14 protein-coding genes are annotated in these 14,884 nt (G+C 42.0%); 10 read left to right on the plus strand and 4 right to left on the minus strand.

The features are described from left to right. Positions 1-11 precede the first annotated feature (11 nt). The 5 genes from A7P54_RS03350 to A7P54_RS03370 all read left to right on the plus strand — a co-directional run bounded on the left by A7P54_RS03350 (position 12) and on the right by A7P54_RS03370 (position 4,675). A complete protein-coding gene (locus tag A7P54_RS03350; protein ID WP_171548641.1) occupies positions 12-998 on the plus strand; it encodes an aliphatic sulfonate ABC transporter substrate-binding protein in 987 nt (328 codons plus the stop codon). A 32-nt stretch (positions 999-1,030) separates the two neighbouring features. Next, positions 1,031-2,206, plus strand: a complete 1,176-nt coding sequence (ssuD, locus tag A7P54_RS03355; RefSeq protein WP_171548642.1) for an FMNH2-dependent alkanesulfonate monooxygenase — start codon at positions 1,031-1,033, stop codon at positions 2,204-2,206. Continuing rightward, positions 2,203-3,006 carry an aliphatic sulfonate ABC transporter permease SsuC gene (gene ssuC / locus A7P54_RS03360; RefSeq protein WP_171548643.1) on the plus strand — a complete coding sequence of 268 codons (804 nt, stop codon included), beginning with the start codon at positions 2,203-2,205 and terminating at the stop codon, positions 3,004-3,006. Before ssuD ends, ssuC begins: the two co-directional genes overlap by 4 nt. Positions 3,007-3,019: 13 nt before the next feature. Continuing rightward, positions 3,020-3,820 (plus strand): ATP-binding cassette domain-containing protein, encoded by an 801-nt coding sequence (locus tag A7P54_RS03365; protein ID WP_005186373.1) that lies wholly within the window; start codon positions 3,020-3,022, stop codon positions 3,818-3,820. A 243-nt stretch (positions 3,821-4,063) separates the two neighbouring features. After that, positions 4,064-4,675: a TetR/AcrR family transcriptional regulator gene (locus A7P54_RS03370; RefSeq protein ID WP_005200942.1), complete on the plus strand. Its 612-nt coding sequence runs from the start codon at positions 4,064-4,066 to the stop codon at positions 4,673-4,675. A gap of 180 nt (positions 4,676-4,855) precedes the next feature. Here the strand turns inward: A7P54_RS03370 and A7P54_RS03375 are convergent, their stop codons facing one another. From A7P54_RS03375 to A7P54_RS03385, 3 genes are all read right to left on the minus strand, one after another. Then, the gene (locus tag A7P54_RS03375; RefSeq protein WP_171548644.1) at positions 4,856-5,794 is read right to left on the minus strand and encodes a bifunctional helix-turn-helix transcriptional regulator/GNAT family N-acetyltransferase; all 939 of its coding nucleotides are present in this window, start codon (positions 5,792-5,794) and stop codon (positions 4,856-4,858) included. 166 nt (positions 5,795-5,960) lie between these two features. Further along, positions 5,961-6,527: a 5'-nucleosidase gene (locus A7P54_RS03380; protein ID WP_171548645.1), complete on the minus strand. Its 567-nt coding sequence runs from the start codon at positions 6,525-6,527 to the stop codon at positions 5,961-5,963. A gap of 62 nt (positions 6,528-6,589) precedes the next feature. Then, positions 6,590-7,723, minus strand: a complete 1,134-nt coding sequence (locus A7P54_RS03385; RefSeq protein WP_171548646.1) for a TDT family transporter — start codon at positions 7,721-7,723, stop codon at positions 6,590-6,592. Between the two features lie 207 nt (positions 7,724-7,930). Between A7P54_RS03385 and ribF the strand changes: the two genes are divergently transcribed. From ribF to A7P54_RS03410, 5 genes are all read left to right on the plus strand, one after another. After that, positions 7,931-8,932, plus strand: coding sequence for a bifunctional riboflavin kinase/FAD synthetase (gene ribF, locus A7P54_RS03390; protein WP_171548647.1), 1,002 nt, complete (start codon positions 7,931-7,933; stop codon positions 8,930-8,932). Between the two features lie 62 nt (positions 8,933-8,994). Further along, positions 8,995-11,832: an isoleucine--tRNA ligase gene (ileS, locus tag A7P54_RS03395; protein ID WP_171548648.1), complete on the plus strand. Its 2,838-nt coding sequence runs from the start codon at positions 8,995-8,997 to the stop codon at positions 11,830-11,832. Continuing rightward, entirely contained in the window at positions 11,825-12,367 is a 543-nt protein-coding gene (gene lspA / locus A7P54_RS03400) for a signal peptidase II (RefSeq protein ID WP_005186355.1), read from the plus strand. The genes ileS and lspA overlap by 8 nt, the downstream gene beginning before the upstream one ends. Position 12,368: 1 nt before the next feature. Further along, complete coding sequence (locus tag A7P54_RS03405) at positions 12,369-12,851, plus strand: peptidylprolyl isomerase (protein WP_005154218.1); 483 nt, start codon at positions 12,369-12,371, stop codon at positions 12,849-12,851. Positions 12,852-12,958: 107 nt separating this feature from the next. Beyond that, on the plus strand, positions 12,959-13,501 hold the full coding sequence (locus A7P54_RS03410; protein ID WP_004801731.1) for an NAD(P)H-dependent oxidoreductase: 543 nt from the start codon (positions 12,959-12,961) through the stop codon (positions 13,499-13,501). A 382-nt stretch (positions 13,502-13,883) separates the two neighbouring features. On the opposite strand, the gene A7P54_RS03415 is transcribed toward A7P54_RS03410, so the two are convergent. Further along, on the minus strand, positions 13,884-14,606 hold the full coding sequence (locus tag A7P54_RS03415) for a hypothetical protein (protein ID WP_171548649.1): 723 nt from the start codon (positions 14,604-14,606) through the stop codon (positions 13,884-13,886). Positions 14,607-14,884: the final 278 nt, after the last annotated feature.

Below are 14,884 nucleotides of genomic sequence, written 5' to 3' on the forward strand. Positions count from 1 at the left end.
TGAGGATCGCCATGAAGTTGCTATCTAAAGTTTCTGTTTTGGGGTTGCTGATCTCTACATTTTCACTGAGTGGTTGCCAGAAACCAGAGCAGAGTACGGAGAAGACAACTTCAGCAACTGAAAATACGGCTGTCAAAACCCTATCCATTGGCTTCCAGAAATCCTCCCTCAATTTGTTAGTTGCCAAACAACAAAAGCTATTTGAGCAAGAATTTCCGAATGCCAAAATTGAATGGCGAGAATTTCCAGCAGGTCCACAAATGCTTGAAGCACTTGCGGTTGGTGCAGTCGATTTTGGTTATGTCGGCAATACCCCACCCATCTTTGCGCAAGCCGCAGCTAAGCCATTGAGCTATGTGGCTTATGAAGTGGTTGCACCAACAGGCCAAGCTATTTTGGTACATGCCAACGATAAAATCAGCAGCCTTCAAGACTTAAAAGGCAAACGTGTCGCAGTTCAAAAGGGCTCCAGTGCGCACGAACTTTTGGCAAAAACCTTGCAGAAAGCGGGTCTATCTTGGCAAGACATTCAACCGATCTGGTTACCTCCTGCCGATGCACGCGCAGCTTTTGACAAACAGGCCGTTGATGCGTGGGCAATTTGGGAACCCTACTTAGGTACAGCAGAACTGCAAGGCCATACCAAAACCTTGGTCGATGGCTCTGCTTTTCCAACCACTTATTCTTTTTATATTGGTAATCCTGATTTTATTCAAAAACATCCTGATTCTGCGCCAAAGCTGATTAAGAGCATCAACATCGCGGATCAGTGGATTGTGCAGCATCAAGATCAGGCACTACAGATTTACGCACAAAGTACGGGGCTGAGCCTTCCTGTGGCGCAACGTGTTTTAGACAAACGACCAAAACCATCGCCTGTGCACATCCTCACAGCTGAGGTCATACAGAGTCAGCAACAAATCGCCGATTTATTTAAACAAGAGCAACTCATTCCTGTGCAAATTGATATTCAGCACAGTGTCTGGTCTGCCCAATAAACATTGATTTCATTTTCATAAGGAACATCGACATGAATATTTTCTGGTTTATCCCCACTCATGGTGACAGTCGTTATTTAGGCACCAGCAAGGGTGCTCGTCAGGTCGATCATGCTTATATGAAACAGATTGCAGTTGCCGTGGATAATCTGGGTTATGCAGGCGTACTCATTCCAACAGGACGCTCTTGTGAAGATCCTTGGATTACGGCAGCCAGTTTAATTGATGCAACCACCCAGCTTAAGTTTTTAGTCGCACTTCGTCCTGGGCTGACTACACCAGCACTTGCTGCACGCATGGCAGCAACTTTTGATCGTCTCTCCAATGGCCGTATTCTGCTCAACCTTGTCACAGGCGGGGATGAGCAAGAGCTGAAAGGTGATGGACTCTATGAAGATCACAGTACCCGTTATCAAACTGCTTCTGAATATGTCAAAATCTGGCGCGAAATTCTCACTCGCTCACATACAGGTGAACCGTTTAGCTTTCACGGCGAACGTCTCAGCGTGGATGATGCCAAACTACTCTATCCACCTATACAAAAACCTTATCCACCGCTTTGGTTCGGTGGCTCATCAGAAGCTGCAACCGAGCTTGCTGCTGAGCAAGTTGATACCTATTTGACTTGGGGTGAACCTCCTGCTGCCGTAAAAGAAAAGATTGAGCATTTACGTGCCAAAGCCGCAGCCAAAGGCCGTACCCTGAATTATGGCATTCGCTTACACGTGATTGTGCGCGAAACCAATGAACAGGCTTGGGCCGCTGCAGATGAACTGATTCAATACTTAGATGACGCAACCATTGCCGCAGCACAGAAAAAATTTGCACAAATGGATTCAGTGGGTCAGCAACGTATGGCTGCATTACATGGTGGTCGTAAAGATCAACTTGAAGTATCACCGAACCTATGGGCGGGCATCGGCTTAGTCCGTGGTGGTGCAGGAACCGCTCTAGTGGGTGACCCAGAAACCGTTGCTGCACGAATTCAAGAATATGCGGATTTAGGTATTGATACCTTTATTTTCTCAGGTTACCCACATTTGGAAGAGTCAATTCGCTTTGCCGAACTGGTGTTCCCTTTACTGCCACTCAAAACCCGTGAAAAACTGGCGCAACCGCATTTAACTGGGCCTTTCGGAGAAATCATTGCCAATAACTATGTCCCTGAGACCAAGGAAGCAAAAACCTTGATCAAGGAGGACGCATGAGTGCAAAACCTTTTTTGAATAATGTTTCACGTGGAACACAAAAAGTAGGCAAAGGTCTCCTGCCTTGGCTGTTTCCGATTTTATTGATTTTAATTTGGCAAGCAGCTTCTAGCTCAGGTTTGTTGCAAAGTCGGGTCTTGCCTGCTCCAACCGCTGTCGTGAGTGCCTTCTGGCACTTACTGATCAGTGGTGAACTTTGGCAACATGTCAAAGTGAGTGCTGGTCGTGCCTTACTCGGCTTATTGATTGGTGGTGGCTTAGGGTTGGTTTTGGGGCTATTGAATGGTTCATCCCGTATTGCCTCGACTTTACTGGATACCACCTTGCAAATGATCCGTAATATCCCTGCGCTAGCCCTGATTCCACTGGTGATTTTATGGTTTGGGATTGATGAAACTGCCAAGCTATTTTTAGTGGCCGTCGGTGTGTTTTTCCCAATGTACATCAACACTTATCACGGTATCCGCTCGGTTGACCCACAACTGATCGAAATGGGAAAAAGTTACGGACTCAATCGTTGGCAACTTTATAAAGACATTATTTTACCTGGTGCGATGCCCTCGATTTTAGTTGGGCTACGTTTCTCTTTAGGTCTGGTTTGGGTACTGTTAATCGTCGCAGAAACCATTTCTGCACAAGCAGGAATTGGCTATATGACCATGAATGCACGAGAGTTTTTACAAACAGATATCGTCTTGGTCGGTATTTTACTGTATGCCCTGCTGGGAAAATTAGCAGATGTATTGGCTCAAGTGTTGGAACGTTATCTACTGCGCTGGCATGCAGGTTATCAAAAATAATAAGGATATAAAGATGAGTAACTTAAATTTAAACTTCTATGATAACAACCTGATTCAACCCGTTACTGAACCAGAAACCGTAAGCTCGCCAGACAATGGTGCTCATATTCTGATTGAGCAGCTATATAAATTTTATGGCGAAGTTAAAGTCCTTGAAGACCTTGATCTGAATATTCAAGCGGGTGAGTTTGTTGCCATCGTTGGCCGTAGCGGCTGTGGTAAAAGCACCCTGCTGCGTTTGATTGCCCAACTCGAAAAAGCCAGTTATGGCGAAATTAAGTTCCAATCCGCTCGCAATTTCCGTGAAGGCATTACCAACCACGATATTCGTGTCATGTTCCAAGATCCACGCCTGTTACCATGGAAAAGCATAATACAAAACGTACAATTGGGTTTGCCTAAAAATCAGCATCAGCTTGCAGAAGCATTGCTAGAAAAAGTCGGGCTAAAAGACAAAGCTACGCAATGGCCAGCTCAGCTCTCAGGTGGACAACGCCAACGCGCTGCGCTTGCACGGGCGCTTTCCCATACACCCCGTATTTTGTTGTTAGATGAACCACTCGGCGCCTTAGATGCACTGACCCGTTTGGAAATGCAGAACCTGATTGAGCGCCTTTGGAAAGAACAAGGTTTTACCGCCATCTTGGTTACGCATGATGTTAGTGAAGCGGTACAACTTGCCGATCGAATTATTCTTTTGGATCAAGGGCATATCGCCCATAGTTTTCAGGTCAATCTACCACGACCACGCAAAAAAAGTATTGCATTCGCTCAACTCGAGCAACAAGTCCTCGATGCGGTTTTAGCTACCTAAAGCCGCATTCATTTGCACTAAAATGTGACCAAAATAATAAAAACCTAGTGCTCTTTTCTCCTGATCAGAAAAAAATTATTTACAAAATATGTATGCATTTTTTTAGATTTCAATAATTATCAAATACATCGTTTGCATTGGCCTAAAAAGTATATTTTTTTCGATAAAAAATTTTCGCAATTGTGCACAAATCCGACAATTTATCTTACAATGTCAATGACATTTTTTGAATCAAGCTCGCAGATGGAACAGAAGAAAAGTACACAAAAGCGCAATCAACTGCTGAATGCTGCCCTAGATGTTTTTTCCGTCTATGGGTTTAGTGGTGCCAGCCTCGATGAGATTGCACAGCTCGCAAATATGCATAAATCGAATATTTTCTATTACTATGAAAATAAAGAATCGCTTTATGTCGAAGTGCTCACCACTGTATTGCAAAAGTGGCTTGCACCCTTACAAACCTTAGAGTCTGAGCTTGAGCCAACTGAAGCACTCACTCACTATCTGATTCAAAAAATTGAAAGCTCACGAGATCAGCCTAAAGCATCACGTTTATTTGCTCTTGAGATTATTCAAGGGGCACCGCATATTTTACCGATCTTAAAAGGCCCTTTGAAAAAGCTATTTAAGCGTAAAACCAAGGTGATTCAAACTTGGCAAGAACAAGGTAAATTGTCGGCAGAGATTGACCCAGAATTGTTGATTATCAACATTTGGGCGATCACCCAAAATTACGCTGATTTTTCGACGCAAATGGAAATGGTCACAGGCAAAACTTTGCGTAACCGTAGCATGTTTCAACGCACGGTTGAGCACACTGTACATATGATGTTGTACGGCGTATTGCCACGTTAAATTTTCTTCTAAAAGCCTGAATTTTAGCGATTGAAATACAATAAAAAAGCGACTTTGTGAGTCGCTTTTTTCTATTCGATGCATGATGAAAAAACTGCTCTTGTGCGCTAAACCTTAGAATGGTTTAAAGTATTTCATGTAAGGCGTAGTATGTTAGTTTTATGAGATCTTCAAAAGTATCTATCGGGTAAATTGTTGCTCTAACATTGTTTTCCCCCACTGATTCCCTTCCCATTCCTTTGTCAATTTAAATCCAAATAATTCATAAAGTTTACGAGCTGCTTCAAGACCACTGAATGTCCATAAGTGCACAGCAGAGAATTCTTCTTGATCACAAAAAGCTATCGCTTCTGCTAATAGCCTTTTTCCAATGCCACTACCTCGGCATCCATCATCTAGAATAAACCAACGCAGATGAGCCTGTTTATTTCCTAAATCTTGCCCATCTATAGCGACTGAACCAACAATCTGATCATTCTGAATTACAAGCCAGATGTTATTGCATTCTTCATGTAGTCGTTCCGAAAACTCAGCAAGACCTGTTGCAACTTTACCTTCAAAGAAATGTCCAAACCCATAGTTTCTTGAATAGTAATTGCCATGCATCTCTGCAATACGACCAATCATTCCTGCACGATATCCAGATACTATTTCAATATTTTTATTTACCTCAGTAATCGGATCACTTCGGCAAGCAACTAGCGCGTCTGCATAACATGTGATCCCTTGAGCTATTTGTTTTTGTTGAGATAGTGCTAAATTTTCTATAGCTTGAATAACCCTCATTTCACCATATTCATTTATTTTTTTTGCCGTACTTCGCCCTTTATTGGTTAATTGAATTGACTTAGACCGGCCATCATTCACCGCTTGAATTTCTTTAATTTCGCCAGCATCAATTAACTTAGCCAGCATTCGACTTACACTAGATTTTTCTAAGCCTAGTATTTGTGCTAATTGGTTAGCAGTCATAGATCCACTATTTTCAATCTCCAATAATGCATGAACCGCTGAAGGTGAATATTCTGTAGCGGCGAGAGTTGCACTCATAAAGCCAAGTTCACGAACCATAATTCGGGAAGATCTACGAATTTCTTCAATCAATTTTTTATTTATCATAGTTACACCCTTAAATATAGTTGCATCATACAACTATATTTAAGGGTGTGAGTCAAATGTTTAAAATAATGTTCACTATACGGTTTAAAAATAATATTTTTTAATTTCAAAAATTATTAATCAATTCAAGTTCATCCTTGCATACAGCAACATTAACCCTTTGCATTTAAAAATGCGCTTGATACAACGCCAATAATTTTTGTGCGCCAAGCAGCAGATTTTCTTCCCAATCTAGATGCGCCGTATCATTCGCACCATCTGTAATATATTTGACTGAAATTAATCTTACACCCAGTTTTTGGCACACTTTGGCCAAGGCATAAGCTTCCATATCCACGAGATTACAACTGACTTTAGGAATCCCTGTTTCAAAAGAATCACCAGTGCCACAGATCCCTTTGGGTAAAAGCTCAAAATGTGGCTGGGTATGAATCTCCGCAGGAATCTCATCATCCATCGGGGTGACTCCAACTGCGAAACCGAGGGGAGACACATCCATATCGCGCTGCACGAAAGTAATCACCTCAACTAGACTATGGGCATCAAAATGAGAACTTCCCGCACTGCCTAAATTGATCAATGTTTTGCATCCGGTCTTTTGAATCACCTCAAAGGCTTTGAATGCCGCATTAATTTTGCCAATTCCACTGTAATGGACTTCTATGCCGGCCTGCTCAAACAAGCCTTTAGATTCATTCGGCAAAGCCATAATCAGAGCAACATCAGCATTCATAAAAAGACTCATTCAAATCAAAATAGAGACACAAAAAAGGTGTGCTTCGGCACACCTTGATATTATTGCATCTTCTGCTGTAAGGCGACCAAACAGGGAGAAAAAAATAATTGACCGCTATACGCTCCTGCCAGTGTTTTCTTCATCACCAATGCCCATAGGCTAACCAACAACAGACTTAAAACCACCGCCACATACTGTAAGAAGTCGATATGTAACTGATGCGCCAAATTAAAAATTGCCAAGATAAACACACCGAATGGGAAAGTCAGTCCCCACCAACCCAAGTTAAATGGAATGCCAGTACGCAGATGGCGCAGTGTGGTCAAAATCGCAATCCCAAACCACCATAAACCAAAACCTAATAACACCAAACTTGCCACAATGCCCAAGGCAGGCAGTAATGTCGCTAGGCCTTCGAAACCCATCGCCTGCATAATGCGTGGCGCTTGTTCACCCAGTAATAATAACGCTAATGCACCTGTTCCAATCGGCCCTAAACATAACCAGCTAGAAATCGCGACTTCTTTTTCTGGCAATTGGTGCAAGGCCAAACGCAACATCAAAATCGTTAAGATCGCAAAAGCAGGCAGTACAGAAATACCCCACAATACATAGCCTGTGATCAAGATCGTTAATGCATGTTGATCGGCAGCTAAATGTTGTAATAGCAGCCCCGCAGAGCTGGCAGCGACTTCACAGGCCACGATCGGGAGTAACCATACCGCAGTCATACGATGTAATTGATGATCTTGGCAGCTAAACATACAAAATGGCACCACCCACGCAATCACTACTGCAAGAACAACATCGATATACCAAAGGTAAGTGGCAATTTGAACGGCAATATCGCCATATAAATGCGTACCGAAACTGAGAAAACCATTGGCAATCGTCGCTAAGCCCATTGGAATCGCACCGAGGAATAAGCTCATGTTGGGGTGAGTAAAAATCTGCTTAGCTTCGGTTGGAAATAAAATCCAGCGTAAGATATACAGCACGCTAAAGGCACTAAATAACAGAATATTAAATTGCCATAATTTGGTCGCAAGCATAAATAAGACAGATGAGGCAAAAGGCAGTTGTGCTAAAATCATCGCCACCACACCTGTTCCCATGGTTGCAGTAAACCAGTTCGGGGTAAAATGGCGAATCACATCAGTGCTCTGCTCTAGCTGATAAAACGGCTTTTTCATCTCTTTCTCAATATCAAGCGACTATGCAGTTATTTTAGGTTAATCTTTAAATAAGAAAAATTTATTTATTTTTATTTAATGAATCAATTTAATTGATATAAAGCTTCTAAATATTGAAATTTTTCTGTGTAAAAACACAACAACAAGACGAAACGCTGAGAATATGGCAATATATAGCCTTTGCAAAAATCACTGTATTTAACGCTCATGAAGTTGCTTCGTCTTAATGCATTATCGCCAGATTTTCAGTTACCGCCGACTGCGGTAACGATTGGCAATTTTGATGGTGTCCATCTCGGCCATCAAGCGATGATTGCTCAACTCAAAACGTTGGCTGACGCGCAAGGTTTAAAAACCTTGGTAATGATTTTTGAGCCACAACCACTTGAATTTTTTAAAGGTTATGAAGCACCGCCTCGCATCAGCTCACTCAGAGAAAAAGTAGAATATTTAACTGAGCTCGGTGTAGACTACATTGCAGTTGCGAAATTTGACCAATATTTTAGAAGTTTAAATGCCACTGAATTTGCCGACCTACTTAAATTAAAACTCAATGCACAAAGCTTGGTGCTGGGTGATGATTTTCATTTTGGCAAAGACCGCCAAGGCAACAGTGAATTCTTACGTGACTATGGTTTTGATGTCACCAATTTAAATACCGTGGCTTTAAATGATGAACGTGTCAGTTCAACTCGTATTCGTCAGGTCCTTCAACAGGGTGATCTGGCATTAGCGGCAAAACTATTGGGCCGTCCTTATAGCATCACAGGCCGAGTGCAATATGGCGATCAGATTGGCCGTACCCTTGATTTTCCAACGATTAATGTTCGTTTAAACCGTCACAAACCCTGTTTAAACGGAATTTATGCGGTGGATGTGGTCTGTGAAAATGCCTCGCTGAATGCAAAAATAAAACATTCAAATCCTACCCTTAACGGTATTGCAGGCTATCAAGCTGACAGTTTGTTTGGTGCAGGTCATGTGGGGACTCGTCCAGCCATCAAACAAGACCAGCCAGAATGGCGATTAGAGGTACATTTCCCTGATGTTTCTGCTAATCTGTATGGCTTATTGATGCGGGTAACCTTTCTTCACTATTTGCATGGTGAACTGAATTACCCTTCGCTTGAAGCCCTCAAAGCCGGAATTGATGATGATGTGCAAAAGTTACGAGACTATCGTACTAACACAGCTGAATTTCCTTTTTAAATTTAATTTTCATTTGTAATACATGTCAGTTTACAAACTGATCAAACTGGAAGAAAACTTGCATGAGCGATAAGCAAACTCCTGAAAATGCAGTGGATTATAAAGCCACACTCAATTTGCCAGCGACTGAATTTGCCATGAAGGCAAACTTGGCTGTGCGTGAAGCCAAATGGTTAGAAGAGTGGTATGCCGACAACATTTATCAGCAGATTCGTGAAGCGCGTATTGGCAAGAAAAAATATGTACTGCATGATGGCCCTCCATATGCCAATGGTCAAATCCATTTAGGCCATGCAGTCAATAAAGTCTTAAAAGACATCATTATTAAAAGCCGCGTTTTAGATGGCTTCGATGCACCGTATGTACCGGGTTGGGACTGTCACGGCCTACCAATCGAACTGAAAGTCGAAGAAAAAGTCGGTAAAGTAGGCGTTAAAGTTGATGCCTCAACTTTCCGTAAGGCTTGCCGCGAATATGCATACACCCAAGTCGAATTACAGAAGAAAGACTTTGTGCGTATGGGCGTTTTTGGTGATTGGGACAATCCATACCTGACCATGAACTTCAAGCAAGAAGCGGATATCGTGCGTGCCTTGGGTGCCATTGCCAAAGCAGGTCATATCGAACCGGGTTTAAAACCAGTGAACTGGTGTATGGACTGTGGTTCATCATTGGCTGAAGCCGAAGTTGAATACGAAGACAAAAAATCAGATGCGATTGATGTTGGCTTCACGGTTGTTGATCTTAAAGAGCTCAGCACACGTTTGAATGTTAATGTTCAAGATGCCACGGATATCGTGATCTGGACCACTACCCCATGGACCTTGCCTGCCAACCAAGCCGTGGCGCTACACGCTGATATCGACTATCAATTGGTTCAAGTGACCACTGACCGTGGTACGCAAAACTTTATTCTGGCCAAAGACTTGGTTGAATCAGCGATCGAACGTTACAAACTGGAAAATCCAGTTGTACTCGCTGATTTCAAAGGTGCTGCAATTGAGAACCTTCTTTTACAACATCCGCTGTTGGCAGATCGTCAAGTCCCTGTGATTTTAGGCGAGCACGTGATTGCAACCAGTGGTACAGGTGCAGTGCACACCGCACCCGGCCATGGTGTAGACGATTACAAAGTCGGTTTGCTGTATCAATTAAAAGTTGAAAACCCTGTCGGCGGTAATGGTGTTTATTTACCAACATCGCCAATTTTTGCAGGGGAACATATCTATAAAGCCAACCCTCAAATCATTGAGGCATTGGGTGCTGTAGGCCGTCTATGGGCGCATCAGCCAATCAAACATAGCTATCCGCACTGCTGGCGCCATAAAACTCCAATTATCTTCCGTGCGACGCCACAATGGTTCATCAGCATGGATGCCAATGGTCTACGCCAAAATGCATTAAATGCGATTGAAAATGATATCGAATTTGTGCCTGATTGGGGACAAAGCCGTATTCAGTCGATGATTGAAGGTCGTCCAGACTGGTGTATCTCACGTCAACGTACTTGGGGCGTGCCAATCCCATTTTTCGTGCACAAAGACACCAATGCATTGCACCCACGTACACCTGAATTGATCGAAGAAGTGGCTAAACTGATCGAACAAGAAGGTATTGATGGTTGGTATAACCGTGAAGCGAGTGAGTTCATCGGTGCTGATGCAGAACAATATAATGCGGTACGCGATACCCTAGACGTTTGGTTTGACTCTGGAACAACACACTACGCTGTGCTGCGTGAACGTGATGATCTTCAAGATCCAGCAGACTTATATCTTGAAGGTTCAGACCAACACCGTGGCTGGTTCCAATCGTCGTTGTTAACCTCGATCGCGATCAATGAACGTGCGCCATATAAAGGTCTACTCACCCACGGTTTCGTGGTTGATGAGAAAGGCCGTAAGATGTCTAAATCATTAGGCAACATCATTACCCCACAAGACATTATCAAAGATATGGGTGCTGATGGCTTACGTTTCTGGATCGCATCTGCTGACTACCGTTACGAAATGACAGCGGGTAAAGAAATCTTTAGCCGTGCGTCAGATGGTTATCGTCGTATTCGTAATACCTTACGTTTCTTGTTAGCAAACTTGAATGGCTTCAAACCATCAACAGATGCGTTACCTGTCGACCAGTTGATTGCATTGGATCAATACATCTTACAACGTGCTGCTGAGGTTCAAAAAACCATTCAGCAAGCCTATGAAGAGATGAATTTCCACATTGTAACCAATGCACTAACAAGCTTCTGTATTAATGACTTAGGTGGTTTCTACCTCGACATCATCAAAGATCGTCAGTACACCACCAAAGCAGATTCACAGGCACGTCATTCTGCGCAAACAGCGCTATATCATATCGTGCAAGCTTTTGTTCGCTGGATGTCACCGATCCTCAGCTTTACCGCACAAGAAGCTTGGCCATTGATTCCAGAACAAACTGGAAAATATGTATTTACCGCTGAATGGTATGACATCCCAACTGCATCAACAGCAAACTTACTGTCTGAAGCAGATTGGCAAACATTGATTAGCGTAAAATCAGCAGTAAATAAACAGATTGAAGCAGCTCGTAACGCTAAACTCATCGGTAGTAACCTATCTGCAAAAGTTGAACTTTGGGCAGATGAAGCATTACAAACATTGTTAAACCAATTGGCTGATGAATTACGTTTTGTCTTGATTACCTCTCAAGTCATCGTTCACCCTTATGCTGAACAAGGCGAAAGCACAGACCTCGAAGGTCTGCGTGTGCAAGTTTCGGCGGCAGATGGTGAAAAATGTGTACGTTGCTGGCATGTATTGCCTGATGTAAATACACACGTTGGTCATGCTGGTTTATGCGCTCGTTGTATTATCAATGTCACTGGCAGTGGCGAAGTGAGAAAATATGCATAATTCTGTGCAAACAAGCCCAACAAAAAAAGGCTTATTCCAATTTTACCCGCACAACGTACTCTGGCTTGGACTTTCAGTCCTTGCCATTGTGTTGGATCAATGGACCAAATGGATTGCAAGTTCGCATTTAAACTATGCGGACCCTGTTCCCGTCCTGCCGTTTTTAAATTGGACACTGCTGCATAATTATGGCGCAGCATTCAGCTTTTTGTCGGATGCAGGTGGCTGGCAACGCTACTTCTTTACCTCATTAGCAGGTTTTGTTTCGGTAATTTTTGTTTTCTGGCTGATGCGTATGCCTAAGAAAATGATTGTATTACCGATGGCAATTGCCTTGATTCTTGGTGGAGCAATTGGCAATCTGATTGACCGTGTCAGCTTAGGCTATGTGGTTGACTTTATTCATGTTTACTATCAAAACAGCCATTTTCCAGCCTTCAATCTTGCAGATAGCTCAATTACCCTAGGCACGATTTTGCTGCTGATTGATACTTTCTTCTTAGAGAAGAAACGCAACCAAAATGCGGATGCATAAGATGAACGAAATTATCCAACCAAACGAAGAAATCCGTATTCAAGAAGGCTCAAAAGTCGACTTACATTTTTCTGTATCGGTTGAAAATGGTGTTGAAATCGACAATACCCGTGGTCGTGAAGAGCCTGTTAGCCTTGTGATTGGTGATGGTAACTTGTTACCTGGGTTTGAAAAGGCTTTATTTGGTTTACGTGCGGGCGACCGTCGTACTGTACATTTACCACCTGAAGATGCTTTTGGACCTTGGAATGCCGAAAATATCCAAATCTTTGATACGGTTAAATTTGAACAACGCCCAATCGTGGGTCATATGATTGAGTTTGAAGACAAGGCCAAAGCGACACTGTTTGGCGTTGTAAAATCAGTCAATGATGACACCACAGAAATCGATTTTAATCATCCACTGGCAGGCAAAAATATTACTTTTGAAGTGGAAATCTTCAAAGTCACTCCAGCAGGCCAGCAAGGCATCAAATTGATGTAACAAAAAAGCTCTCAAATGAGAGCTTTTTTTATCGCCTAAAAAAAGTATAAGATCATTTAAAGGCATTCATTTTTAAAATCAAAGCAATAACACATAGGAATTTAAACATGCTGATTTATATTATTGTTGGTAGTGTTCGGGAAGGTCGTACAGCGATCAAAGTCGCCAATTGGGTGCAGCAAGCAACCACTGAACTCGCATTAAAAGATATTCAAACCGAAGTTGTTGATCTTAAGGAATGGGACTTACCGCTCTTTGCGGGTTCTCATCCACCGGCAACAGGCATCTATGATCAGCCCAAACAACAGCAATGGGCGGATAAAATTGCGCAGGCGCAGGCGTTTATCTTCATTAGCCCTGAATATAACCATGGCTATAGTCCAGCATTGAAGAATGCCTTGGATTATGTGGGTAAAGAATGGCAAGGCAAACCTGCAGCCTTTATCGGCTATGGTTCAACTAATGGCTCACGTTCAATCAGTCAAATTCGCCAAGTAACCTCAAGCTTAGGAATTGTTGATCCCAATGCCGTAATAGAAATCCGTGACATCTTTAAACGTAATAAAGACGAGAACTTTGAAGCCAATGAGTTTGAAGTGAAAGGATTAGCAGCGCTGATTAGTAAATTACAAAAATATAATATCGCTTAGTTGTAAGCCTAAGCGTACGTTGATCAGGTCAATTTACGTCTATTCCACTTTCGACTTAGTCGCTAATATATGAAGCATAGAGAGACAGGAAGTCTCATTGAGAATAATAAAACACACAGGACGTGGTCGTTAATAGGATATTAACGACATAAACTGAATATGAAGAAGCCCCGTCAGGATGATGGGGCTTCTTTTTGTTTATTTTTTAATAAGTGATTAAAGACTTTTTTAAATACGTAATCATTTCGGTATGCTCCGCAAGGTTGGAATAGTAAATACGGATACTAGCCGCTGCTTAGCGATCAAGCAAAGAAAGTGCTACGAGAGCTTTCACCTAGTAAAACTGTTGTACAACGTAAATCCTCCAACATCATTTGCTAGCTCATATACTTGATTGTCGAAAAAACCTTGGTGGTTTACCTCTATATTTTCTCTCTTCAAGCTCAATACATGCAAACATTCCTAGAGCGCTTAATAGTCCAAACACAACTACTGCGTATATACCGAGTCCTAAGCCGATAGAGATACTTAAACCAAATTTATCGTTGACTAGTTGAGGAAAGACTAAAAAAATAAAAGCACTCAAAGCAGCACCAACGAATAAGCCCATTTTTCCTGCCTCAGCTCGTTCATGTCTCGTCGCTGAATATGCAACATCCGCATGACATACTCTACATACTGTTTGCTGATGTTCAACAAAAGAACGGCAATGCCCACAGATCCAACCGTCTTTTATAGGATATTCAACTGGTGATTTACCTTCTAGCTCTCGGCGGCTGTTTTCTTCTGATACTTGCTTCCATTCTAGTAATAAGCTTACAGCGTAAACTTCCTCATCGTTATCAATAAGTTTTGCGCAGTTTTGGCAAAGCCAGATACCATTTGATATATGAGCCCTTTTGTCTTTCGTTAATAATGAATCAAAACGTGGACCACCTTCTGAAGCTCCAGTAATATGAGCAGCTACACCAATTCTTGTTGCCTTCTCCTCATTGGAGTTTGGTCCAGATGTCAGACATCTACATTCCGGATTAGAACAACGGTTTCCAACTCGTTCCTGTAATATCCTCTTTGATTCTTTATTAAAATCATCTCTACTATTCAAGTAGTAAATTTCCTATAGATTAGAATTTTTTCCGAAAAACTCACTAAAGTTATAAAATCTAACTACCATATAACCCAAAATTAGATTAGCTTTTCATTTACATCAATATCAACCATTAGATTTATCTCATACCTATCTTTATGCTTTTAGTTATAAATAGAATAACCTTTCAATCCTCATAAAAGTTAACCAATCAGGCCAATATTTCTAACACATTATGTTTTTTGTTCTTACTTTATTTCATTTAACTAAGTTACTTGTCGAAGTTATTTCCCCCG

Origin of the sequence: Acinetobacter sp. Ac_3412 (genome assembly GCF_013072675.1) — a bacterium.
GTDB lineage: Bacteria > Pseudomonadota > Gammaproteobacteria > Pseudomonadales > Moraxellaceae > Acinetobacter > Acinetobacter higginsii.

Bases quoted from the DNA above. Each gene is read 5' to 3' on its own strand.
- A7P54_RS03375 (WP_171548644.1), bottom strand. From the start codon at position 5,794: ATGATAAATAAAAAATTGATTGAAGAAATTCGTAGATCTTCCCGAATT.
- ssuC (WP_171548643.1), top strand. From the start codon at position 2,203: ATGAGTGCAAAACCTTTTTTGAATAATGTTTCACGTGGAACACAAAAA.
- A7P54_RS03365 (WP_005186373.1), top strand. From the start codon at position 3,020: ATGAGTAACTTAAATTTAAACTTCTATGATAACAACCTGATTCAACCC.
- A7P54_RS03385 (WP_171548646.1), bottom strand. From the start codon at position 7,723: ATGAAAAAGCCGTTTTATCAGCTAGAGCAGAGCACTGATGTGATTCGC.
- lspA (WP_005186355.1), top strand. From the start codon at position 11,825: ATGCATAATTCTGTGCAAACAAGCCCAACAAAAAAAGGCTTATTCCAA.
- A7P54_RS03350 (WP_171548641.1), top strand. From the start codon at position 12: ATGAAGTTGCTATCTAAAGTTTCTGTTTTGGGGTTGCTGATCTCTACA.
- A7P54_RS03380 (WP_171548645.1), bottom strand. From the start codon at position 6,527: ATGAATGCTGATGTTGCTCTGATTATGGCTTTGCCGAATGAATCTAAA.
- A7P54_RS03405 (WP_005154218.1), top strand. From the start codon at position 12,369: ATGAACGAAATTATCCAACCAAACGAAGAAATCCGTATTCAAGAAGGC.
- A7P54_RS03370 (WP_005200942.1), top strand. From the start codon at position 4,064: ATGGAACAGAAGAAAAGTACACAAAAGCGCAATCAACTGCTGAATGCT.
- ribF (WP_171548647.1), top strand. From the start codon at position 7,931: ATGAAGTTGCTTCGTCTTAATGCATTATCGCCAGATTTTCAGTTACCG.
- A7P54_RS03410 (WP_004801731.1), top strand. From the start codon at position 12,959: ATGCTGATTTATATTATTGTTGGTAGTGTTCGGGAAGGTCGTACAGCG.
- ssuD (WP_171548642.1), top strand. From the start codon at position 1,031: ATGAATATTTTCTGGTTTATCCCCACTCATGGTGACAGTCGTTATTTA.
- ileS (WP_171548648.1), top strand. From the start codon at position 8,995: ATGAGCGATAAGCAAACTCCTGAAAATGCAGTGGATTATAAAGCCACA.